The organism is Streptomyces sp. NPDC127097 (assembly GCF_042724075.1).
In the GTDB taxonomy this organism is placed as follows: domain Bacteria; phylum Actinomycetota; class Actinomycetes; order Streptomycetales; family Streptomycetaceae; genus Streptomyces.
In genome coordinates this window covers 1-21,145 of sequence record NZ_JBHXFI010000034.1, presented here as the reverse complement: position 1 = coordinate 21,145, position 21,145 = coordinate 1, and the positions used below count along the sequence as shown (strand labels likewise).

The window sequence follows — 21,145 nt, the reverse complement described above, 5'->3', positions numbered from 1 at the left end:
ACTGGTATCCCCCCGCCCCCGGACGGGGGCGGGCGGTGCGGGGGCGCCGCGGCCCGGGGCCGTTTCGTCCCTCCGGTGCCGGGTGGGTCAACCGCGTTTGACGGCGCAGAGCAGTCCGTCACCGACCGGCAACAGGGACGGCACGAGGGTCGTGCTCTCCCTTACGGCCCGCAGGAGTTCCCGCAGGCGCAGTACCTCCGCGGGCTGCACCGCCGAATCGACCGTACGGCCGTCCGCGAAGACGCCCTCGAAGCAGACCAGGCCGCCGGGGCGCAGCAGACGCAACGATTCAGCGAGGTACTCCAAGCACTCCATCAGGTCGCCGTCGCAGTACACGAGGTCGTATCCGCCGTCCGCGAGCCGGGGCAGCACGTCCAGGGCGCGGCCCGGGATGAAGCGGGCGCGGTTGCCGGCGAAGCCCGCCGCACGGAACGCCTGCTTGGCGAACGCCTGCCGCTCGGGTTCGAGGTCCACGGTGGTCAGCACCCCGTCGGGCCGCATGCCGTGCAGGAGGTAGATGCCCGACACGCCCGTGCCGGTGCCGATCTCGGCGACCGCCTTGGCGTCCACGGCGGCGGCGAGCAGACGGAGGGCCGAGCCGGTGCCGGTGGTCACCGTGCGGATACCGGCTTCCCGTGCGCGGTCACGGGACCAGTGCAGGGCGGCCTCGGCGCTGTCGTCGATGGTCCCGGCGCCGTACGCCTCGGCGAATGCCAAGCTCGTCTGCCGGTTGCCGGTAATGGCCCTCTCCTGTCCCCGTAGTTGACGCAACCGTGACTGTATCCGCTGCGTGCGGGAACCCGCAGATGGGACTGGACGTTAAGGAGGGGTAGCGGGATGACGGGGGGATGCACGGTGACGACCGCGCGAGACGCGAACCAAGGCGAGAAGCAGGACCAAATGCAGGTCAAAACTGCTTATCCGGAGCTAACGGGCGAGGTGGATATGGTAGGGGCTCTACTGGACACCACCAGAGCCACCAGGGGAGGTGCGGCTGCGGCGGGTGACCGAGGGGTGCTGAGGCGCTTGAAAAGGTCGTTCGCCGAGCCGAAATCCGTGACAAACACTGCTGACCGTTTCCGCCCTCATGGCCCGAAGGGCATGGGAGGGGCCTCCGACTCCGCGACCACCGCGACCTTTGCCGCAGACGCGGATGCGCAGGCGTGGACTCCGCCCAGCTGGGAGGAGATCGTCAGCACCCACAGCGCACGGGTCTACCGCCTCGCCTACCGCCTCACCGGCAATCAACACGACGCCGAGGACCTCACCCAGGAGGTGTTCGTCCGCGTCTTCCGTTCGCTGTCGACGTACACCCCCGGCACCTTCGAGGGCTGGCTGCACCGCATCACGACCAACCTCTTCCTGGACATGGTCCGGCGCCGCCAGCGTATTCGCTTCGACGCGCTCGGTGACGACGCGGCCGAGCGGCTCCCCAGCCGCGAGCCCTCCCCGCAGCAGCACTTCAACGACACCCACTTCGACGCCGATGTGCAGCAGGCGCTGGACACCCTGGCGCCGGAGTTCCGCGCCGCGGTCGTGCTGTGCGACATCGAGGGCCTGTCCTACGAGGAGATCGCCGCGACGCTCGGCGTCAAGCTGGGCACGGTCCGCAGCCGGATCCACCGTGGCCGCTCCCATCTGCGCAAGTCCCTCAAGCACCGGGCCCCGGCCACCCGCGCCGAAGAGCGCGAGCAGCGGCGCTCGCTGGCCGTGGTGCCCTCGCAGGAGGTCGGGATCGCGTGAGCGCCAACGGCGGTCCGTCCCCCGCCGAGCAGCATCTCGGCGACCGCCTTGCGGCCCTGGTCGACGGCGAGTTGGGGCATGACGCGCGCGAGCGGGTGCTCGCGCATCTTGCGACCTGCGGTAAATGCAAGGCGGAGGCCGACGCCCAGCGTCGGCTGAAAAACGTCTTCGCCCAGGCGGCACCCCCCGGGCCGTCCGAGGGCCTGCTGGCGCGTCTCCAGCAACTGCCCGGCGGCGACCCCGACGGGCCCGGCAGCCGGCTCGGCAACGGCGCCCTCGGACGGGGCGACTTCGCCGGCGGCGGCACGTTCCGCTATGTCCCCTCCGGCGGTCACTCCGGCCATGCCATGGCGGCGCTTCCCACCCAGCGCGGCCGCGGCTTCCGGGTGCACGAAGTCGACCGTCCCGCGCAGCGGCGGCGGTTCGCCTTCGCGGCGGCCGGTGCGGTCTCGCTCGCGGCCTTCGCGCTGGGCGGCGCCCTTCCGCTGGAAGCGGCCGTCGACCTGCCCGGCGGACGCGTCGACGGCGGCGGCACGGCCGTCACCCCGCTCAGCGTCAGCCCGGCCGCCGACAGCGGTTCCCTGCTCCGCGGCGCGGAGTTCGCCGCCAAGAACTCCGCCGGCCGGCAGCCGTCCGGCGGCCCGACCCTGGCCCCGGCCCCCAGCGCCATGGCCCTGTACGCCCCCGATGCGGCGCCCCCCGGCCCCTATGCGTCGGCGTCGGCACCCGCGTCCGCGCCGGCCGGTCGCTTCGGCCTCTCGCCGCTGATAGCCGGGGGCGGTCCGGCGTCGCCGTATCACCTCGCGCCCCTGACCACCGCCACCGGCAACTCCCCGGTGCGGAAGAACCCGCCGGCGCTCCCACCGCTGGAGCCCAAGCGTCCGCTGATCGGCTCCGCGGCCGCGGCGGGCCCCTCCGCCAAGGGCGGAGCCCCCGCCCCACGCTGACCGTCCCCTGCGCGGCCCCACACGGAACTGGTTGAATCGCTGTGGGGCGGCGCACCCCTGACCGGGCGCGTCCGCGAGGTGGTGGTGGCCCGCGCACGACGCGGGCGAACTCTGGGGAGAGCATGGACGACGGTAAGGCCGCCGGGTCGAAGCTGAAGTGGTGGAGCCGTCCGGGGAGCAACGCGGGCTCGGAACCGTCCGCCGAGGCCGGCCCGCAGACGGTGCCGCCCGCCGGGAGCCCGTCGGACGGGACGCGGACCGAGAACTCCGGCACGTCCGACGTGCACCAGAGCGGTGGGGACTGGGTGGTGCGTCCGCCGGAGCGGGGGGACGTACCGGGCGCAGCGGCGGGTTCGCCGGCCGGATCCGGGCCGTCCGGTGCCACGGTGGGCAACGCGGCCGATGCGGCCGACGTGGCCGGCGCGGCCGAGGCGGTGACCGCCCGGCTGCCCCACGTGCCGGGCACGTCCGCCGGGCAGCAGGAGGAGGACTGGACCGTGCGCCCGCCGCAGCCGCGGAACGGCACGGTCGCGCCCGGGGCGCCCGGGGCGCCCGGCTCGCCCGGCGCTGCCGGGACGGCCGAAGTAGCCGGTCCCGCCGATGAGTTGACGGGGGCGCCGGGTGCGACAGCCGGGGCCGGACCGGACCGGGCGACCGCCGGGGCCGGATCGGATCAGGAGACCGTCGGGGCCGGATCGGATCAGGCGTCCGCCGCCGTGGACGGCCGGGCCGGCGGTGCGCGGCCGGACCCGGGGACCGTGACGCTCGGGCGGGTGCGCGAGGCCGCACCGGACGAGGCCGCTCCGGTATCGCCCGAGGCGCCCGCACACGCCGCCATCCCAGCCGCCGCGGCCACGCCGGCCGCCACCGCACCCGCCACCACGACCACCCCGCCGGCCCCCACCCCCATACCGTCCGCCGCCCCCGCGCCGACCGAGCCCCCGGCCGCTGCGCCCCAGCAGCCCCTGCACGCCGAGGACCCGTACGGCACACCTCCCTACGGCGGTCCCGGGCCCTGGGCGCCCGCGCCGCCCGTGCAGCGGCCGATGGTGACCCCCGCACAGGGCACGGTGCTTCCGCCGCAGGCCGGGCCGCTGCCCCCGTACGGTGCCCCGGCCGCCGCGCAGCCCGCCGCGGCTTACCCGGGCCCGCCGCAGGCACCCGCGCCCGCCGCGCCGTCCGGCACGAGCGGAGAGGGGTCGCCGCTCGCCACGGGCGCCGAGCAGCCGCACCCGGCCGGGGCGGCCGACGCCGCACACCCCCGGCCCGCCGCCGACCCGGCCGTACCCCACCGGCCGGGTCTCCAGAAGACCGCCGCCCCGCAGCCCGCCCCCGGGCAGGCCGCTGCCCCTGGGGCCACCGGCCCGCAGAGCACCTCCATGGATGTCGCGTCCGGCCCGGCGGCCGGCGGCCCCGACGCGCCGCCGGAAGGCACGGACGGCGCCTTCATCCCCCACCCCGGCGACGGCGGCCCCCGCCCGGCCTCGGCGACCGCGCCCTACGCGTCCGGCCCGCAGCCCGGCACGCCCGGCCCCGGCGACCACGGCCCGGCCTCGGCGACCGCGCCCCACGCGTCCGGCCCGCAGCCCGGCGCCACCGGCCAGCAGCCTGGCCCCACCGGCCAGCACCCCACCCCCCACGCTTCCGCCCCGCACCCCGGCCCCAACGGCCCCGGCCCGACCCCCACCCCCAACCACAACCCCACCCCCAACCCCACCCCCCAAAACGCCTGGCACCAATACGACCCCTGGAGTGCGCCGTTGCAGGGTGGGCCCGGGGCGCCGGTGGCCGGGCGGCGTGGGCGGCGGGGGCCGCTGGTGGCCGGTGCGGTGGCGCTGGCCCTGCTCGCGGGGGGTGTCGGGGGTGGCATCGGTGCGTATGTCGAGCGTTATGGCGGGCTCAGCGACATCAAGCTGTCGCAGTCCGGGGCCGATGAAGGGGGCCGTAAGCCCGACAGCGTGGCCGGGATCGCGCAGACCGCGCTGCCGGGGGTGGTCACCCTCCACGTGCGGGGCAGCGCCGAGCAGGGGACCGGCACCGGCTTCGTCCTCGACCACCAGGGGCACATCCTCACCAACAACCACGTGGTCGAACCGGCCGGCAGCGGCGGCGAGATCTCGGTGACCTTCAGCGGCGGCCAGACGGCCAAGGCCAAGGTCGTCGGGCGGGACGGCGGCTACGACCTCGCCGTCGTCCAGGTGGAGGGCGTGGCGGGGCTGCGGCCGCTCACGCTCGGCAACTCCGACTCGGTGCGGGTCGGCGACCCGGTGGTGGCGATCGGCGCACCGTTCGACCTCGCCAACACCGTCACGGCCGGGATCATCAGCGCCAAGCAGCGCCCGATCACCGCGGGCGGCCAGAAGGGCGACGGCAGCGATGTGTCGTACGTGGACGCCCTTCAGACCGATGCCCCCATCAACCCGGGCAACTCCGGCGGTCCGCTGGTGGACGCCAAGGCGCGGGTGATCGGCATCAACAGCGCCATCCGCGCGGCCGACAGCGGCGGCGGCCCGGACGGCGACAGCCAGGGCCAGGGCGGCAGCATAGGGCTGGGCTTCGCCATACCCATCAACCAGGCCAAGCGGGTGGCCGAGGAGCTGATCAACACCGGCCGGGCGACACACCCGGTGATCGGCGTGACGCTGGAGATGGAGTACGCGGGCGACGGGGCGCGGGTCAGCGAGGGCGGCAAGGACGGCCGGCAGCCGGTCCTCCCGGGCGGCCCCGGCGCCAAGGCCGGGATCAAGGCCGGCGATGTGATCACCAAGGTCGACGGCGCCCCCGTGCACAGCGGCGAGGAGCTGATCGTCAAGATCCGCAGCCACCGGCCCGGCGACACGCTGGTGCTGACCGTCCAAAGGGGCGGCAAGGAGCGGTCCGTCCGGCTCAGCCTGGGTTCCTCCAGCACGGGCTGATCGTTTGCACGGTGTTGGTACGGGTGACTCCCGTCCGACGTGTGGGGCCAGGTACCGTGATAGGCGGCCTGGCCCCTAGGCCACCGAAGGCCCCGGATAACCCAAGGAGCTGCAAGGTGTTCTTCGACATAGGACCCCTCGAGCTGGTGGCGCTCGTGATCCTTGCCGTGCTCATCTTCGGCCCGGACAAGCTCCCCAAGGTCATTCAGGACGTCATGTCCTTCGTCCGCAAGGTCCGGGCGTTCTCGGACAGCGCCAAGGAAGACATCCGCAGCGAGCTGGGGCCGGAGTTCAAGGACTTCGAGTTCGAGGACCTCAAGCCCAAGAACTTCGTGCGCAAGCACGTCCTGGAGAAGGACGAGTACGGCCTCAAGGACCTTCAGGAGATCCGTAACGGCTTCGACCTGAAGAAGGAGATGGCCGAGGTCACCGACGCCGTCCACGGCCAGGACAGCGCTTCCTCCGCCACGCCCTCGAACGGCTCGGGTCCGAGCCTGTCCAAGGAGTCCCCGGCCGCCTCCGCCGGTCGCCCCGACATGGTCAAGAAGGCCGCTCAGCCGGACGAGCGTCCGCCGTTCGACGCCGACGCCACCTGACACACACCGGTATGACTGTCTGTGTGGAAGCCTATGGCTATGCTCCGGGTGTCCGGGGTTCGGTCGCCTGAGGGGGGCGGGCCGCCCACGACGCAGGGCAACAAGGAGGCTCCGCGCAGATGGAGACGACCAGTCCGTCAGCGACACATGAGGCGGCCGCCGGCGCCGGCCGGAAGGTCGACGGCTATCTGCTGGCCGCGTTCCCGTGGTACGGCCTCGACGAGGCATTCACCGGTCCGCGCTGGCTGATGCAGGTCGGCGCGGCCGCGGACGGCACCGTCGAGCACGGCGCCACCGGGCACGGTGCGGAGCCCACCATCAAGGTGGAACCGCCGCAGGACGAGCGGTTCGCGGTCGTGGTGACGGTCGCCAGCCGCCCCGTGCGGCGCAGTGGTGACGGCACCGGCGTCCTGGAGGCGACCTCGGTCTCGACGGCCGCCTGGCTCGCCGGGTCGGGGCTGCTCGCCCAGACCTGGCCGACCCAGATGGACCGGACGCTGCGCCAGGACTGGCTGGACCAGCAGACGATGCTCGCCTGGGAGCTGGCCGACGATCTCGGCGGCGGCAGCTGGAGCGAGCTGATGCTGCCGGTGGACGGGGTGCCCACGTCGTTCGCCTACCGCGAGTCCGAGTACGGCTGGGTGCTGGCCGGCTCGGCGAGCGAAGGCTCCGAGGACGTCCACATCGGCGCCTATGGGCGGGGCATGAGCGCGTACGGGCTGGGGTTCTCGGTGATCAAGGACCTGTCCGCCTACGAGGGCTGACCGGGGCCCGAGCGGGCTCACAGCGAGGGGCGGACCCATACGGGCCCGCCCCTTTCCGCGTCATCCGGGAGCCGGCGCCGGCCCCCGTCTCAGAACTTGTTGCGCGGCGTGATCCCCAGCGACATACCGGACAGGCCCCGCTGGCGGCCGCCCAGCTTGCCCGCGATGGTGCGGATCGCCGAGCCGGCGGGGGAGTCGGGGTCGGTCAGCACGACCGGCTTGCCCTCGTCGCCGCCCTCGCGCAGCCGGACATCGATCGGGATGGCGCCGAGCACCGGCACCTGGGTACCGGTCGTCTTCGTCAGACCCTCGGCGACCCGCTCGCCGCCGCCGGTGCCGAAGACATCGACCATCTCGTCGCAGTGCGGGCAGGGCAGCCCGGACATGTTCTCGACCACGCCGACGATCTTCTGGTGGGTCTGCACGGCGATCGAACCGGCCCGCTCGGCGACCTCGGCCGCGGCCTGCTGCGGGGTGGTGACCACGAGGATCTCGGCGTTCGGGACGAGCTGGGCCACCGAGATGGCGATGTCGCCGGTGCCCGGGGGCAGGTCCAGCAGCAGCACGTCCAGGTCGCCCCAGTAGACGTCGGCGAGGAACTGCTGGAGCGCGCGGTGCAGCATCGGGCCGCGCCAGACGACGGGGGCGTTGCCGGGGGTGAACATGCCGATCGAGATGACCTTCACGCCGTTCGCCGACGGCGGCATGATCATGTTCTCGACCTGGGTGGGCCTGCCGTCGGCGCCGAGCATCCGGGGCACCGAGTGGCCGTAGATGTCGGCGTCCACGACACCGACCTTCAGGCCGTCGGCCGCCATCGCCGCGGCGAGGTTGACCGTCACCGACGACTTGCCGACGCCGCCCTTGCCGGAGGCGACCGCGTAGACCCGGGTCAGCGAACCGGGCTGGGCGAACGGCACCTCACGCTCGGCGGTGCCGCCGCGCAGCGAGGTCGCCAGCTCCTTGCGCTGCTCGTCGCTCATCACGTCCAGCTCGACGGTGACGGAGGTGACGCCCTCGACCCGCTCGACGGCCTCGCGCACGTTGTTGGTGATCGTCTCGCGCATCGGGCAGCCGGAGACGGTCAGATAGACCACGACCGCCACCGCGCCGTCCGCCGCGATGTCCACCGATTTGACCATCCCCAGTTCGGTGATGGGGCGGTGGATCTCGGGGTCGTTCACCGTCGCGAGCGCTTCGCGGACCGCGTCCTCGCTCGGGGTGGCGCCATAAGGCGTGTCGGTAGCCATGACCCGATGGTACGGCTCATGAGGCGGCCTCCGGAAAGGCCGTCAGCGGTCGCGTTCGTCACTCTCCGCGTCAGCCGGCTGCCGCAGGTCCAGGTCCCGGAGCATGTCCTGGAGCTCGGAGCGGATCCAGTCGCGGGTGGCGACCTCGCCGAGCCCGAGCCGCAGCGCCGCGATCTCCCGGGTCAGATACTCGGTGTCGGCGATGGAGCGCTCGTTCTGCTTGCGGTCCTGCTCGTGGGTGACCCGGTCGCGGTCGTCCTGGCGGTTCTGCGCCAGCAGGATCAGCGGCGCGGCGTACGACGCCTGGAGCGACAGCGCCAGCGTCAGAAAGATGAACGGGTACTGGTCGAACCGCAGCCCGCCGGGCGCGGTGGTGTTCCAGATGACCCACACGATGATGGTGAAGGTCATCCAGACGATGAAGCGGCCGGTCCCCAGGAAGCGGGCGATCTTCTCCGAGAGCCGCCCGAACGCCTCCGGGTCGTATTCGGGCAGGAACGTACGGCGCGGGGCGCGCGGCTGGTCGAGGCGCACCCGGGGCCGGTCCACGGCACCCCGGCGCAGCGCGGAGGCGCCGTTCGCCCGCGACCGTTGTTCCCTGCCGCCGTCCCGCTCCTCAGCGCCCATGCGCGGCCTCCCCGAGGCGGCCGTTGCCGGTCAGTCCGTCGGTCGCCGAGCCGTGCAGCCCGTCTTCCCGCCAGTCGTCCGGCAACAGATGGTCCAGCACGTCATCGACGGTGACCGCGCCCAGCAGGGCCCCGCTCTCGTCCACGACCGGTGCGGCGACCATGTTGTACGCGGCCAGATAGCTGGTCACCTCCGGCAGCGGGGTGTCCGGCGGCAGGGCCGGCAGATCGGTGTCGGCGATCGAGCTGACCAGGGTGAACGGCGGGTCGCGCAGCAGCCGTTGGAAGTGCACCAGGCCCAGGTACTTGCCGGTGGGGGTCTCGTCCGGGGGCCGGCAGACATAGACCTGGGCGGCCAGGGCGGGGGACAGATCCGGATCGCGGACCCGGGCCAGCGCGTCCGCGACGGTGGCGTCCGGCCGCAGCACGATCGGCTCGGTGGTCATCAGCCCGCCCGCGGTCCGCTCCTCGTACGACATCAGCCGCCGGACATCCGCGGCCTCCTCCGGCTGCATCAGCGCCAGCAGCCGCTCCTTCTCCTCCTCCGGCAGCTCGGAGAGCAGATCGGCGGCGTCGTCCGGGTCCATCGCCTCCAGGACGTCGGCGGCCCGCTCGTCCTTCAGCTTGCCGAGGATCTCCACCTGGTCGTCCTCCGGCAGCTCCTCCAGGACGTCGGCGAGCCGGTCGTCGTCGAGTGCCGCGGCGACCTCGGCCCGCCGCTTGGCGGAGAGATGGTGCAGCACTCCGGCCAGGTCGGCGGGCCGCAGCTGTTCGAACGTGGCCAGCAGGCTCTCCGCGCCCTGCCCGTGCTCCTCCAGCGAGAAGCCGGTCACCGCCGACCACTCCACGGTCAGCGCCTCTCCCTTGCGGCGCAGCGCCCCGCCCTTCCCCTTCCGCACGAAGACCTTGTCGATCTCCCAGTCACGGCGGGCCGGCAGCTGGGTGATGCCGATGTCGAGGACGGTGACCTCCTCACCGGTCTCCACCAGCCGCACCCGCCGGTCGAGCAGCTCGCCGAGCACCAGCGTCTCGGACGCCCGCTGTTCGAAGCGCCGCATGTTGACCACGCCGGTGATGACGATCTGGCCGGAGTCCACACCCGTCACCCGTGTCATGGGCACGAAGATCCGGCGTCGGCTGATCACCTCGACGACCACGCCGAGCAGCCGCGGCGGACGGTCGCCGACCCGGAGCAGCGCGACGAGGTCCCGCAGCCGGCCGACCTGGTCGCCGTGGGGGTCGAAGACGGCGCTGCCGGCGAGGTGGGAGACGAAGACCCGGGGCGTCACGACTGCCATGCGGAGCGCCGCCCTTCTCCCGTTCGGCCCGAAATAAGGCATCAATCCGGGTTCAGGCTAACGCGCCCGGCTCCGCGCCGCCCCGGTGGAAGAGGCCGTAGGGTGACCGCCACACAGCCCGCCGAAGACCCTGCGCGCCCAGGTACGCTGCCGTACTGCTGTCGAGGTCACCCGCATCAGGAGGCAGAGCCGACGTGAGCGCAATCCCCCCGGGGTCCGGCCCCCGACCCCTGCCCGCGACCCGTCGTACGGGACGGGCTGCGCTCGTGGGGGCGGCCTGCGCGGCACTGGCCGTGGCGCTGACCGGCTGCGGCGGGGAAGCCGATCCGGACGCCGGCACCAACGGCATGGGAAAGCTGCCCGCCGCGAAGGTCGAGGCCAAGGCGCGGGCCGCGGCCCAGCGCGCCGAGACGGTGCACCTCTCCGGCAACGTCGTCAGCCAGGGCCGCACCTACAAGCTCGACATGAGCCTGGCCAAGGACGGCGCCAAGGGCGAGCTGACCACCAAGGCGGCCGCCTTCCAGCTGCTGCGGGTCGGCGAGTCCCTCTATCTGAAGGCGGACGCGGCCTTCTGGGCCGGTGAGAAGGGCGGCAGGTCGGGCACCCCCGACCAGGCGGCGGCGCGGAAGCTCGGCGGCAAATACGTCAAGGTGCCCGCCAAGGACCCGGTCTACAAGCGCTTCAGCGGCTTCACCGACAAGGACACCCTGCTCGCCGGTCTGCTCGGCCTGCACGGCAAGCTCACCTCCGGTGACCGCGGTGACCTCGACGGGGTCCGCACCATCCGGCTCACCGCCGGCGCGGGCTCCGGCGGCACCCTCGATGTCTCGCTGGAGGGCACGCCCTATCCGCTGCGGCTGCACCGGGCCGGTGGCGCGGGCGTGGTGCGGATGGGTGACTGGGGCAAGAGCGTGGACCTCAAGGCCCCGGACAAGGACCAGGTCGTGGACTACGGCACCCGGATCTCCGGCGGGTCCGGCAGCTAGCCAGGGCCTGTAGCCAGCCAGGGCCTGTCGCCCCGTCGCGCACCGGCCGGGCCCCTGACGGCCGCCCGGGGCTCAGCCCTTGCGCCCCCGCCGCAGCAGCTTCGGCAGCGCGGCCGGGACGGGGCGCCGGGTGATCGCGGGGCTCGCCAGGGGCGGCTCGGCGTGCGACTCCTCGGGCATCTGGCCGGGGCGCTGCGTGGTCTCCCCGGTCGGCTCCAGCCGCAGCACCCGGCACTCGCGCGCCCAGCGCTCCGTGAGGGTGTCCGCGTCCGGTGCGTTCAGCCGCTTGCCCTTGAGCTCGTCGACCGCGGCCCGCCAGGACTCGCTCTCCGGCGCCAGCTCGACGACCCGGGCCTGCCAGGCGACCAGCCGGCCGCCCTTGTCCTTGCTGCGGACGGTGACCGTCGCCGTCCCGCCGTCGGCCAGCCCGAGGCCGTCCAGCGGCTGCTCGCCGGCGCCGTCCCCGATGAGGCAGGCGGCTCCGTCGAGCCACAGATGCCACAGCGCACGGGACGGGCCGGCCGTCCCCCGTACCCAGATGAGGCCGGACTTCTTCGTGGCCTCTTCGATGAGCGCCCGATCGTGCAGGGCCTGCGACACGGTCTCCGTCATACGGCTCAGCCTAATCGCCCCGCCCCGGGGCGACCGGGGCCGCCCAGGCGCTGAGATGCGCGGACGCGCGGGCGGCGCCCCGCCCGGCGCCGGCTCACAGCCACCCGTTGCGCTTGAACCCGCGGTGGATGCCGACACAGATCGCGGCCGTCACCACCAGCACCGCGGGGTAGCCGTACTCCCAGTGCGTCTCCGGCATGTAGTCGAAGTTCATGCCGTAGATCCCGGCGATCATCGTCGGTACGGCGAAGATCGCCGCCCATGCCGTGATCTTGCGCATGTCCTCGTTCTGCGCGACGGCGGCCTGCGCGAGATTGGCCTGAAGGATGGAGTTGAGCAGGTCGTCGAAGGACAGCACCTGCTCACTGACCCGCGCCAAGTGGTCGGCGACATCCCGGAAGTACTTCTGGATGTCGGAGTCCACCAGCCGCATCGGACGCTCGCTCAGCAGCTGCATCGGCCGCAGCAACGGCGACACCGCCCGCTTGAACTCCAGCACCTCACGCTTGAGTTGGTAGATCCGCCCGGCGTCGCCGCCCTTCGGGGAGCCCTTGCCGTTGGTGCCGGAGCTGAAGACGTCGATCTCCACCTCGTCGATGTCGTCCTGCACCGCGCCGGCCACCGCCATATAGCCGTCGACGACCTGATCGGCGATGGCGTGCAGCACCGCGGACGGCCCCTTGGCCAGCAGCTCCGGGTCGTCCTGAAGGCGGTGCCGCAGCGCGCGCAGCGAGCCCTGGCCGCCGTGCCGCACGGTCACGATGAAGTCCCGGCCGGTGAAGCACATCACCTCGCCGGTCTCCACGACCTCGCTGGTCGCGGTCAGCTCGGTGTGCTCGACGTAGTGGACCGTCTTGAAGACCGTGAACAGGGTCTCGTCGTAACGCTCCAGCTTGGGCCGCTGGTGGGCGTGCACGGCGTCCTCGACGGCGAGCGGGTGCAGCCCGAACTCCTGGGCGATACCGGCGAATTCGGCCTCGGTCGGCTCATGCAGGCCGATCCAGGCGAAGCCGCCCTCGGACCGCACGCTGGCCATCGCCTCGGCCGGGGTGACGTGCTCGCTCACCCGGCGGCCCTCGCGGTAGACACCGCAGTCGACGATGGCGCTGTTCACACAGGCCGGGGCGGACTCATAGGGGTACGGACGGTCGTCGCGACGCCGGGACGGACGGACGGCGGCGCGCAGGTCGCGGATCATCGACATGGCAGGCTCCTTCACGGGCCGGCCGTCAGCGCGGGCGCGGGGGGCAACGCTGCCCGGAACGTGGACGTACGAGGCGACATCGGCTGTACGTCCGCAAAGCGGGCGGCGCTCCGTGCGGGGGCACTGACGGCAGTTCGCAGAAAACACGGAACAAAGAGTCGAAGGCGCTCTTCCGGCATCTACTTCCGGCGCAAAGGTGCTTCCCTGGTTTCACCGCTGAGCGGCGGGGTACGGAAGCTCTCGGATCAGGAGATTCGCTGCGCGAGGGCAATGACGGGAGAACTATCGGTACTGCACGGTCGACTCGGATCCACCGCAGCCCCACCTCCTCCGGCCGGTCCCCGTTGGGGGACGACGTCATTCCCTGACCAGACGGCAAGGCTATCAGCCGCCTGAAGCGTTGCGGTGCCGCTTTGCCCGTTCCATACGAAGAACGGGGGCCGCCGCACAGCAGCACATGGAGGGGTGACGGCCGAACGGGTGCCCGGCCGTATGCTCGCGCCATGTCTGACGTTCTTGAGCTGGTCGAGGCCCGGTTGCGGACCGCCCTGGGCGAGCCGGACGCGCGCGCCGCCGTCACTTTCCTCGGGACCGACCGTATCGAGGTCCTCCGCTTCGTGGACAGCGGGGTGGTCCGTTACGCCACGCTCGGGATGTCCGCGCAGCCGATGGCCGACCCCACGACCGTAGTGGCCGATCCCCTGCGCGGCCCGCGCGCCGAACTCGTGCTGTCCGTACGGGGCGGTCTCGCCGACACCGACAAGGCGCTCCGGCCGCTCGCCGTGCTCGCCGCGTCCCCGCAGGTCGAGGGCGTGGTGGTGGCGCCCGGTGCCTCGCTGGACGTGGGTGAACCGCTGTGGCCGGGGGCGACGTTCACCTCGGTGCTGGTCGCGGCGCCCGGGGGGCTCGTCGAGGACCTCGAACTGGACGAGCCGAGGGAGCCGGTCCGCTTTCTGCCGCTGCTGCCGATGACGCCCAACGAGGCGGCCTGGAAACGGGTGCACGGCGCCGAGGCCCTGGAGAAGCGCTGGCTGGAGCACGGCACGGATCTGCGCGACCCGCTGCGCACGGGCGTGCCGCTCGACTGATCCGCGCGCTGCCGGCACGCGGTACGCCCCGTCGGCCGCGGTACGCCCCGTCGGTTCTCTGGGAAGAGGCCGACGGGGCGTCAGTTTGGCTGCGGGACGGGCAGGACGAGGCGGGGTGGCCCCGGGGTGACTCACCGGGCGAAGGCGGTGACCCCGTCCTCCGTCGCGTGCTGCGGCGCCTGCGTCTCGGCCCCGGTGGTCAGCGCCCGGCGCCGGACGGCGACGATGCCGGCGCCGAGCACCGCGGCGACGGCCGCGACCACGAAGGGGAGGTGGACATCGGTCCACTCCTCGATCTTGGGCGCGAGGAACGGCGCGGCCGCCGCCGCGAACCAGCGCACGAAGTTGTAGCCGGCGCTCGCCACCGGGCGCGGCGCGTCCGAGACGCCCAGCGCCAGTTCCGTGAAGACGGTGTTGTTCAGGCCGATGAAGGCGCCGGCCAGGACGGTGCACACGACGGCGGTGGTGTGGTCGCCGTAGCCCAGTACGACCAGATCGGCGGCGAGCAGCAGCAGCGAGGCACACAGCACCTTCAGCGAGCCGAAGCGGCGCTGGAGCCGGGGCGCCACGATCACCGAGAACACCGCGAGCAGCACGCCCCAGGCGAAGAAGACCCCGCCCGACGCGTACGGGGACATGTTCAGCACGAACGGGGTGAAGGCCAGCACCGTGAAGAACGCGTAGTTGTAGAAGAAGGCGGCCATGGCGGTGGCGGCCAGCCCGCCGTGGCCGAGCGCCTTGACCGGGGCGAGGAGCGAGGTCTTGGCGGCGGGCTTCGGCTGCTCCTTGAGGAAGGCCGTGATGGCGACGAAGCCGACGGCCATCAGGACGGCGGTCCCGAAGAACGGGTAGCGCCACTTCAGGTCACCGAGGACCGCGCCCAGCAGCGGGCCGCAGGCCATCCCGAGCCCCAGCGCGGACTCGTACAGCAGGATCGCCGCGCTGCTCCCGCCGGCCGCCGCGCCCACGATGACCGCCAGCGCCGTCGAGACGAACAGGGCGTTGCCCAGGCCCCAGCCCGCCCGGAAGCCGACCAGTTCGCCGACCGACCCCGACATACCGGAGAGCGCCGCGAAGACCACCACCAGCGCCAGCCCGGCCAGCAGCGTCTTACGGCCTCCGATGCGGCTGGAGACGAAGCCGGTGACCAGCATCGCGACCGCGGTGATCAGGAAGTAGGAGGTGAAGAGGAGGGAGACCTGGCTGTTGGTGGCGTGCAGGCCCCGGGCGATCGAGGGGAGGATCGGGTCGACGAGGCCGATGCCCATGAAGGCCACGACCGAGGCGCCCGCCGTGGCCCAGACGGCCTTCGGCTGGCGGAGCAGGGAGGTGCCGCCCTCCTCGAACGGATCGTCCGCGCCACCGTGGCCGCCGCTCTTCGTGCCGCTCATGCTGCGGTTCCCCTTCCTGTTGCCGGTTGCGTATCCCTGGTCCGTGGCGGCCGGCGCGGCCGCCGAGATCGTTGATGTTTACACACAATAAGTTAGGCGATCTAAAGAATGCAAGCTGCAACTAGTTTTCGGGTGGGCGTGAACGGGCCCGGGATGCGGTCAAGTGCGCGCCGGCGTAAGTGATTCGGGGCACACCGGTCGGGTGATCGTCCTTGACGCGGCGGCGGGGCTGGAGGACCGTTGGTCCCTATGAGGGGCGAACCCAGTTGCCCGAAGTGCGGAGGCCGGGTAAGGGCGCCCGGTCTCTTCTCCGACACCTGGCAGTGCGCCCTGCACGGCACCGTGCATCCGCTCCAGCCGGTCGTCCCGCCGAGCGTCGAGGCGCTCGGCGTTGTCGTGCACCGCGCCCAGGTGCCCGTATGGATGCCCTGGCCGCTTCCGGTCGGCTGGCTGTTCACGGGTGTGGCCTGCGCCGGCGACGACCGCAGTGGCGGCCGGGCGACCGCGGTGGCCTGTACGGGCCCCGGCCCGCTCGGCGGTCCCGGCGAACTGCTGCTGATCGCCGAGGAACTGGGCGTCGGACTCGGCGCGCGCTACGCCGGTATCGACGGCCCCGACCCCGGCCCGCACCTCTGCGTCGACAAGCACCCGCACGGCAAGGTGCTCGCCGCCGGCCGCCCGACCCCGCTGTGGCACCTCGAGGACACGCCCCCGGACCGGGCGGTGTTCGCGGGCGAGGCGCGCGGGCTGTGGCTCTGGGCGATCGCCTGGCCCGAGCAGTCGGGGCTGATGATGTACGACGAGCTGGTGCTGACCGATCTGCGCGAGGCCGGCGCCGAGGTGGATCTGCTGCCGTGCGGGGCGCTCTCGCCGCGGATTCTGGGCTGAGGGGCAAGGGGCGACCATCGGGCGCCGTTTCGCCGGGGCCGGGTGCCACCCGGCCGCCCGGTATCCTTCTGAGGTCCCCTTACGGTGTACCTGCCCCCGGTGTTTCCCGGGCCCCGTCCCCCCGTCCGTCCGCAGCAGTCTGGAGTCCGCGTCGTGCGCATCGATCTGCACACCCACTCCACGGCCTCCGACGGTACGGACACCCCCGCCGAGCTGGTGCGCAACGCCGCGGCCAGCGGGCTGGACGTCGTCGCGCTGACCGACCACGACACCGTCGGCGGCCACGCCGAGGCGCGGGCGGCGCTGCCCGCGGGGCTGACGCTGATCACCGGCGCCGAACTCTCCTGCCGGCTCGACGGGGTGAGCCTCCACGTGCTCGCCTACCTCTTCGACCCCGAGGAGCCGGAGCTCGCCCGCGAGCGCGAGCTGGTGCGGGACGACCGGGTGCCGCGGGCGAAGGGCATGGTCGCCAAGCTGCGGGACCTCGGAGTGCCCATCACCTGGGAGCAGGTCGCCCGGATCGCCGGGGACGGCGCCGTGGGGCGGCCGCACATCGCCACCGCCCTCGTCGACCTGGGTGTGGTCCCCTCCGTCTCCGACGCGTTCTGCGCCGACTGGCTCGCCAACGACGGCCGGGCGTACGTGGAGAAGCACGAGCTCGATCCGTTCGACGCGATCCGGCTGGTCAAGGCGGCGGGCGGGGTCACCGTCTTCGCGCATCCACTGGCCGTCAAGCGCGGCAGCTGCGTACCGGACAGCGCGATCGCCGAACTCGCCGCGGCCGGCCTCGACGGGATCGAGGTCGACCACATGGACCACGACGCCCCGACCCGCGCGCGGCTGCGCGGGATGGCCGCCGACCTCGGCCTGCTGACCACCGGCTCCAGTGACTACCACGGCAGCCGTAAGACCTGCCGCCTCGGCGAATACACCACCGACCCCGAGATCTACGGCGAGATCGTGCGCCGCGCGACCGGCGCCTTCCCCGTCCCCGGCACCGGCGGCTGAGTCCGCCGCGGCCGGCTGCCGCACCACGTGCCCCGGTCCGCCGGACCGTCACCTACCGGGCCGTTCTCCGTCCGGGCGAGGCGCAGGCCCCTGCCTGCCCGCCGCCCCATCACCCCCTCCTTACGGGCCCGCGCCCACCGCGCCGGTCCGTGGTTCCTCCCGTACCACCTCTCGCAAGGCCATCACCGTGTTCGACATCGCCGTCTTCAGTACTCTCTTCGTCACCCTGTTCGTGATCATGGATCCGCCGGGCATCACCCCGATCTTCCTGGCCCTGACCTCCGGCCGGCCGGCCAAGGTGCAGCGCCGGATGGCCTGGCAGGCCGCCGCCGTCGCCTTCTGCGTCATCGCCCTCTTCGGCCTCTTCGGCCGGCAGATCCTGGGGCGGCTGCACATCTCCACGCCCGCGCTGATGATCGCGGGCGGTCTGCTGCTCCTGCTGGTCGCGCTGGATCTGCTGACCGGGAAGTCGGAGGAGCCGACCCAGACCAAGGACGTCAATGTGGCGCTGGTGCCGCTGGGGATGCCGCTGCTGGCCGGGCCCGGAGCGATCGTGTCGGTGATCCTCGCGGTGCAGCACGCCCACGGTGTCGCCGCGCAGATCTCCGTCTGGGCGGCGATCGCGGCGATCCATGTGGTGCTGTACCTGGTGATGCGGTTCTCGCTGGTGATCATCCGCGTGATCAAGGACGGCGGAGTGGTCCTGGTCACGCGGCTGGCGGGCATGATGCTCTCCGCGCTCGCCGTGCAGCAGATCATCAACGGCGTCCTCCAGGTGATCCAGGCGGCGGCCTGAGGCCGGCGTACCGCCGTGCCACGCGCGGCGCCCCCGTACGACCTGTGCGTACGGGGGCGCTGGTGTGCTGCGGCCGATCGCGGCCGGCTGCCGGTCCGGTGCGTTACCGGGCGGCGGAAAGGGTGTTAACGGACGGCGGTGTCGGCCGGGCGGATATAGATGCGCTGGCCGGTTGAGGCGGCCTGCTGCACGATCCGGTTGACGGAGGCGGCGTCCACGACGGTGCTGTCCACGGCGGTGCCATCGACATCGTCCAGGCGCATGATCTCGAAGCGCAACGGCTTCTCCCTTCGTCTGATCCTCCTGCGGAGAACTCCTTGGGTCGGTGCTGCCCGGCGTCACTGCCGGGCGCTCCATACAGGGAGAACGTCCTGCCCAGTGCAATCATTCCCTACGCTAAAGAAAAATTTCGACGGCCTAAGTACGCCTGCCCGAGAACGGTTGTGCCCGCAGAGTGACCACCCGGACAATGGGTCCGGTATGAATGACGTCCAGCCCACGGGCCCCACCGACCTCACCGCGCTCGCCGCCGGGATCGAGCGCACCAACGAGCTGCTCACCCGGGTGCTCGCCGAGGTCGCCACCACACCGTCCACCCACGCGGCGTTCGTGGACGCGGGCTATGTCTACGCCGCGGCAGGACGGCTGGTCGCCGGCACGGAGGACCGCAAAGCCTTCGACCTGGACGCGGAAGGGCTCATCGAAGCCTTCATCGACAGGGCCCGGATGATCTTCCCGGACAGTCGGCTGCTGCGCGTCTACTGGTACGACGGCGCCCGCCGCCGCATCCACACCCAGGAGCAGCAGCGGATCGCCGAGCTGCCCGACGTGAAGGTCAGGCTCGGCAACCTCAACGCCAACAACCAGCAGAAGGGCGTCGACTCCCTGATCCGCTCGGACCTGGAGTCGCTGGCCCGGCACCGGGCGATCAGCGACGCGGTGCTGATCGGCGGCGACGAGGACCTGGTCTCCGCGGTCGAGGCCGCCCAGGGCTACGGGGCACGGGTGCACCTGTGGGGCATCGAAGCCTCCGGCGGCCGCAATCAGGCCGAGCCGCTGCTGTGGGAGGTCGACAGCACCCGCACCTTCGACCTGGAGTTCTGCAAGCCGTACGTCACCCGGCGGGCCGGCGTCGAGTGCGCCGAGCAGACGGTGGGCGAGGGCCCGGCGCCCAGCCGCGAGGACGTGCGCTTCGTCGGCGCGCAGGTCGCCGCCCAGTGGCTGTCGGAACGCGGCCGCGAGTGGATGGCCGGACTGCTCCCCGGTCATCCCTATCTGCCCGGCGCCGTCGACCAGGAACTCCTGACCGCTTCGGAGGCGCTGCTGCGGCACTCCCTGCGTGGCCACGCCGATCTGCGCCGGGTGCTGCGCGACGGCTTCTGGGATCACGTACAGGGGCAGTATTAGCGGGCGTTCCGGAGGCGCGTCCCTTCGGCGTCCGGCCCGGGGGAAGGCCGGGCTCAGGCCCGCGCGAGCAGCTCCGTGAGACGGTCGAAGAAGCCCGACCAGCCCGCCTCCGCCTGGCGGTACTGCTCGGCGGTGAGATTCCCGCCGAGCTGACGGAAGGCCATCTCCGTGCGGTCCCCGAGGTCGGTCAGGGTGACCCGGACGATCTCGCCCTCGATGCCGTCCGGCGCGCTCGCGTCCTTGAGGGTGAACTCCAGCCGCTCCGGGGGCGCGACCTCCCGGTAGACCCCGGAGAACGGCAGCTCACCGCCGTCCGGGGTCTGCATCACCAGACTCCAGACCCCGCCGGGCCGGGGATCCATCGTCATCCGGTCGGCCGGCACCGCCAGCTCCCCGCCGAACCAGTACCCGAAGTGCTCCGGCCTGGTCCACGCCTCGAAGACCAGCTCACGGCGGGCATCGAAGGTCCGGGTGAGCGCGATGCCGTGCGGGCCGCCCTCGGTGTCGTCCGGTGTCGCCGGATTCTCGGTCATGGGGGAGCCCTTCGTACGAAGCCGGTGCGGGCCGGGCGCCGGTGCCGGCCCGCCTTCCTCGATGCTCGCCGAACCGCCGGGCGCTGTCCTGGCGACACCGCCCGCTCGGCCCACCCGGAACGGCGGCGGCCCGGGCGGACCGGTCCTCAGCCCACCCCGCTCCAGAACCCCGCCAGCGCCTCGGCCGTCTTCTCCGGACGCTCGGCGTTGGGGGAGTGCTCGGCGCCCTCGATGACGGTGCGCCGGGCGGACAGCCGCTCGGCCATCGCATCCATCCACGCCACCGGCCAGGCATAGTCGACGGCTCCGGAGACGACATGGGTGGCCAGCCCCGTACGGGCCAGCTCCGCCACCCGGTCGGGCTCCTCCAGCATCTGCCGGCCGGTCGCGATCAGCTGCTCGGGCACGGTGTTCAGCCAACGACGGTGCAGGAACGCGCCGATCTCCGGCGGGGTCGCCGCGTCCGCCGCCTCCGGGGGATCCAGTTCGCGCATCGCCCGCCAGACGCTCTCCATGTCGAGCCGGCCGAGCGCGTCGATCAGCATCCGCACCCGGGCCTGCTGGGCCGCCTCGATGGCCGCGGGCCCGGAGCTGAGCACGGTCAGCGAACGGAACGGGGAGGCGTCCAGCAGCACCGCGGCCCGGGTGATCAGGCCGCCCAGCGAGTGCCCCAGCAGATGGACCGGCCCGCTGCCCGGCTCCCGCACGGCCCGTACCTGTGCCAGCACATCGAGCGCCAACTCCCGTTGTGCGTAAGCCGGTTCCTCGCGCGGCCCGGGGGATTCGTGCTGGCCGCGGCCGTCCACCGCGACCGCCCGGAACCCGGCCGCGGCGAGCGGCGCCAGCAGGGCGAGGAAGTCTTCCTTGCTGCCGGTGAATCCGGGCACCAACAGGGCGGTGCCGATCGGTGCGGCCTCGGGCCGGGCGTCGTGCACGGCGAAGGAGCCGCGCTCGGTGTCGAGTCGGTACGCACGGGCGCACGGGGGCAACGTGAGGATGGGCGGCCTGCTCATGGGGTGAGGTTATCCGGGCCGGGCGGCAAAACGGGGCCGGGACGCCGACGACCCGGCACCCGCGCGGGGCGGGTCCGGGT

21 protein-coding genes are annotated in these 21,145 nt (G+C 72.7%); 11 read left to right on the top strand and 10 right to left on the bottom strand.

Annotation, left to right across the window (positions count from 1 at the left end; all coding sequences use genetic code 11):
* Positions 1–87 precede the first annotated feature (87 nt).
* Positions 88–771, bottom strand: a complete 684-nt coding sequence (locus tag ACFWJW_RS24105; protein WP_042148253.1) for an O-methyltransferase — start codon at positions 769–771, stop codon at positions 88–90.
* Positions 772–1,056: 285 nt separating this feature from the next.
* On the opposite strand from ACFWJW_RS24105, the gene sigE reads away from it, so the two are divergent.
* The 5 genes from sigE to ACFWJW_RS24080 all read left to right on the top strand — a co-directional run bounded on the left by sigE (position 1,057) and on the right by ACFWJW_RS24080 (position 6,965).
* Positions 1,057–1,743 carry an RNA polymerase sigma factor SigE gene (gene sigE, locus ACFWJW_RS24100; protein ID WP_387245006.1) on the top strand — a complete coding sequence of 229 codons (687 nt, stop codon included), beginning with the start codon at positions 1,057–1,059 and terminating at the stop codon, positions 1,741–1,743.
* The gene (locus tag ACFWJW_RS24095) at positions 1,740–2,690 is read left to right on the top strand and encodes an anti-sigma factor family protein (RefSeq protein ID WP_387245003.1); all 951 of its coding nucleotides are present in this window, start codon (positions 1,740–1,742) and stop codon (positions 2,688–2,690) included. Before sigE ends, ACFWJW_RS24095 begins: the two co-directional genes overlap by 4 nt.
* 965 nt (positions 2,691–3,655) lie before the next feature.
* Positions 3,656–5,605, top strand: a complete 1,950-nt coding sequence (locus tag ACFWJW_RS24090; protein ID WP_387245155.1) for a trypsin-like peptidase domain-containing protein — start codon at positions 3,656–3,658, stop codon at positions 5,603–5,605.
* A 116-nt stretch (positions 5,606–5,721) separates the two neighbouring features.
* Positions 5,722–6,201: a sec-independent translocase gene (locus tag ACFWJW_RS24085; protein WP_387245000.1), complete on the top strand. Its 480-nt coding sequence runs from the start codon at positions 5,722–5,724 to the stop codon at positions 6,199–6,201.
* Positions 6,202–6,320: 119 nt separating this feature from the next.
* The gene (locus ACFWJW_RS24080) at positions 6,321–6,965 is read left to right on the top strand and encodes a hypothetical protein (protein WP_387244997.1); all 645 of its coding nucleotides are present in this window, start codon (positions 6,321–6,323) and stop codon (positions 6,963–6,965) included.
* An 89-nt stretch (positions 6,966–7,054) separates the two neighbouring features.
* On the opposite strand, the gene ACFWJW_RS24075 is transcribed toward ACFWJW_RS24080, so the two are convergent.
* From ACFWJW_RS24075 to ACFWJW_RS24065, 3 genes are read right to left on the bottom strand one after another with little or no spacing between them, the layout of a single operon-like run.
* The gene (locus ACFWJW_RS24075) at positions 7,055–8,215 is read right to left on the bottom strand and encodes an Mrp/NBP35 family ATP-binding protein (RefSeq protein ID WP_387244994.1); all 1,161 of its coding nucleotides are present in this window, start codon (positions 8,213–8,215) and stop codon (positions 7,055–7,057) included.
* 42 nt (positions 8,216–8,257) lie between these two features.
* Entirely contained in the window at positions 8,258–8,842 is a 585-nt protein-coding gene (locus ACFWJW_RS24070; RefSeq protein ID WP_387244991.1) for a DUF1003 domain-containing protein, read from the bottom strand.
* Positions 8,832–10,139, bottom strand: coding sequence for a magnesium transporter MgtE N-terminal domain-containing protein (locus ACFWJW_RS24065; RefSeq protein WP_387244989.1), 1,308 nt, complete (start codon positions 10,137–10,139; stop codon positions 8,832–8,834). Before ACFWJW_RS24065 ends, ACFWJW_RS24070 begins: the two co-directional genes overlap by 11 nt.
* Positions 10,140–10,333: 194 nt before the next feature.
* Here ACFWJW_RS24065 and ACFWJW_RS24060 point away from each other — a divergent pair, with 194 nt between their 5' ends.
* Positions 10,334–11,125 carry a hypothetical protein gene (locus ACFWJW_RS24060; protein ID WP_387244986.1) on the top strand — a complete coding sequence of 264 codons (792 nt, stop codon included), beginning with the start codon at positions 10,334–10,336 and terminating at the stop codon, positions 11,123–11,125.
* A 72-nt stretch (positions 11,126–11,197) separates the two neighbouring features.
* On the opposite strand, the gene ACFWJW_RS24055 is transcribed toward ACFWJW_RS24060, so the two are convergent.
* Complete coding sequence (locus ACFWJW_RS24055) at positions 11,198–11,737, bottom strand: hypothetical protein (RefSeq protein ID WP_387244982.1); 540 nt, start codon at positions 11,735–11,737, stop codon at positions 11,198–11,200.
* Positions 11,738–11,831: 94 nt separating this feature from the next.
* Positions 11,832–12,941: a magnesium and cobalt transport protein CorA gene (locus ACFWJW_RS24050; RefSeq protein ID WP_387244979.1), complete on the bottom strand. Its 1,110-nt coding sequence runs from the start codon at positions 12,939–12,941 to the stop codon at positions 11,832–11,834.
* Between the two features lie 503 nt (positions 12,942–13,444).
* Between ACFWJW_RS24050 and ACFWJW_RS24045 the strand changes: the two genes are divergently transcribed.
* A complete protein-coding gene (locus ACFWJW_RS24045) occupies positions 13,445–14,029 on the top strand; it encodes a suppressor of fused domain protein (RefSeq protein ID WP_387244976.1) in 585 nt (194 codons plus the stop codon).
* A gap of 131 nt (positions 14,030–14,160) precedes the next feature.
* Here ACFWJW_RS24045 and ACFWJW_RS24040 read toward each other — a convergent pair whose 3' ends face one another.
* On the bottom strand, positions 14,161–15,420 hold the full coding sequence (locus ACFWJW_RS24040) for an MFS transporter (RefSeq protein ID WP_387244974.1): 1,260 nt from the start codon (positions 15,418–15,420) through the stop codon (positions 14,161–14,163).
* 249 nt (positions 15,421–15,669) lie between these two features.
* Here ACFWJW_RS24040 and ACFWJW_RS24035 point away from each other — a divergent pair, with 249 nt between their 5' ends.
* The 3 genes from ACFWJW_RS24035 to ACFWJW_RS24025 all read left to right on the top strand — a co-directional run bounded on the left by ACFWJW_RS24035 (position 15,670) and on the right by ACFWJW_RS24025 (position 18,112).
* Entirely contained in the window at positions 15,670–16,308 is a 639-nt protein-coding gene (locus ACFWJW_RS24035) for a DUF6758 family protein (RefSeq protein WP_387244971.1), read from the top strand.
* A 153-nt stretch (positions 16,309–16,461) separates the two neighbouring features.
* Positions 16,462–17,316, top strand: a complete 855-nt coding sequence (locus ACFWJW_RS24030; RefSeq protein ID WP_387244968.1) for a PHP domain-containing protein — start codon at positions 16,462–16,464, stop codon at positions 17,314–17,316.
* A 187-nt stretch (positions 17,317–17,503) separates the two neighbouring features.
* Positions 17,504–18,112: a MarC family protein gene (locus tag ACFWJW_RS24025; protein ID WP_387244965.1), complete on the top strand. Its 609-nt coding sequence runs from the start codon at positions 17,504–17,506 to the stop codon at positions 18,110–18,112.
* Between the two features lie 125 nt (positions 18,113–18,237).
* Here ACFWJW_RS24025 and ACFWJW_RS24020 read toward each other — a convergent pair whose 3' ends face one another.
* Complete coding sequence (locus tag ACFWJW_RS24020; protein ID WP_085925097.1) at positions 18,238–18,390, bottom strand: hypothetical protein; 153 nt, start codon at positions 18,388–18,390, stop codon at positions 18,238–18,240.
* A gap of 202 nt (positions 18,391–18,592) precedes the next feature.
* On the opposite strand from ACFWJW_RS24020, the gene ACFWJW_RS24015 reads away from it, so the two are divergent.
* Positions 18,593–19,519, top strand: a complete 927-nt coding sequence (locus ACFWJW_RS24015; protein ID WP_387244962.1) for an NYN domain-containing protein — start codon at positions 18,593–18,595, stop codon at positions 19,517–19,519.
* Positions 19,520–19,572: 53 nt separating this feature from the next.
* Here the strand turns inward: ACFWJW_RS24015 and ACFWJW_RS24010 are convergent, their stop codons facing one another.
* Both ACFWJW_RS24010 and ACFWJW_RS24005 read right to left on the bottom strand, forming a co-directional pair.
* Complete coding sequence (locus ACFWJW_RS24010) at positions 19,573–20,052, bottom strand: SRPBCC domain-containing protein (protein WP_387244959.1); 480 nt, start codon at positions 20,050–20,052, stop codon at positions 19,573–19,575.
* A 146-nt stretch (positions 20,053–20,198) separates the two neighbouring features.
* Positions 20,199–21,065, bottom strand: coding sequence for an alpha/beta fold hydrolase (locus tag ACFWJW_RS24005; protein WP_387244956.1), 867 nt, complete (start codon positions 21,063–21,065; stop codon positions 20,199–20,201).
* Positions 21,066–21,145: the final 80 nt, after the last annotated feature.

Coding starts and splice junctions, on each gene's coding strand:
- ACFWJW_RS24055 (WP_387244982.1), bottom strand. CDS start 11,737: ATGACGGAGACCGTGTCGCAGGCCCTGCACGATCGGGCGCTCATCGAA.
- ACFWJW_RS24045 (WP_387244976.1), top strand. CDS start 13,445: ATGTCTGACGTTCTTGAGCTGGTCGAGGCCCGGTTGCGGACCGCCCTG.
- ACFWJW_RS24040 (WP_387244974.1), bottom strand. CDS start 15,420: ATGAGCGGCACGAAGAGCGGCGGCCACGGTGGCGCGGACGATCCGTTC.
- ACFWJW_RS24005 (WP_387244956.1), bottom strand. CDS start 21,065: ATGAGCAGGCCGCCCATCCTCACGTTGCCCCCGTGCGCCCGTGCGTAC.
- ACFWJW_RS24050 (WP_387244979.1), bottom strand. CDS start 12,941: ATGTCGATGATCCGCGACCTGCGCGCCGCCGTCCGTCCGTCCCGGCGT.
- ACFWJW_RS24070 (WP_387244991.1), bottom strand. CDS start 8,842: ATGGGCGCTGAGGAGCGGGACGGCGGCAGGGAACAACGGTCGCGGGCG.
- ACFWJW_RS24035 (WP_387244971.1), top strand. CDS start 15,670: ATGAGGGGCGAACCCAGTTGCCCGAAGTGCGGAGGCCGGGTAAGGGCG.
- ACFWJW_RS24015 (WP_387244962.1), top strand. CDS start 18,593: ATGAATGACGTCCAGCCCACGGGCCCCACCGACCTCACCGCGCTCGCC.
- ACFWJW_RS24065 (WP_387244989.1), bottom strand. CDS start 10,139: ATGGCAGTCGTGACGCCCCGGGTCTTCGTCTCCCACCTCGCCGGCAGC.
- ACFWJW_RS24075 (WP_387244994.1), bottom strand. CDS start 8,215: ATGGCTACCGACACGCCTTATGGCGCCACCCCGAGCGAGGACGCGGTC.
- ACFWJW_RS24080 (WP_387244997.1), top strand. CDS start 6,321: ATGGAGACGACCAGTCCGTCAGCGACACATGAGGCGGCCGCCGGCGCC.
- ACFWJW_RS24010 (WP_387244959.1), bottom strand. CDS start 20,052: ATGACCGAGAATCCGGCGACACCGGACGACACCGAGGGCGGCCCGCAC.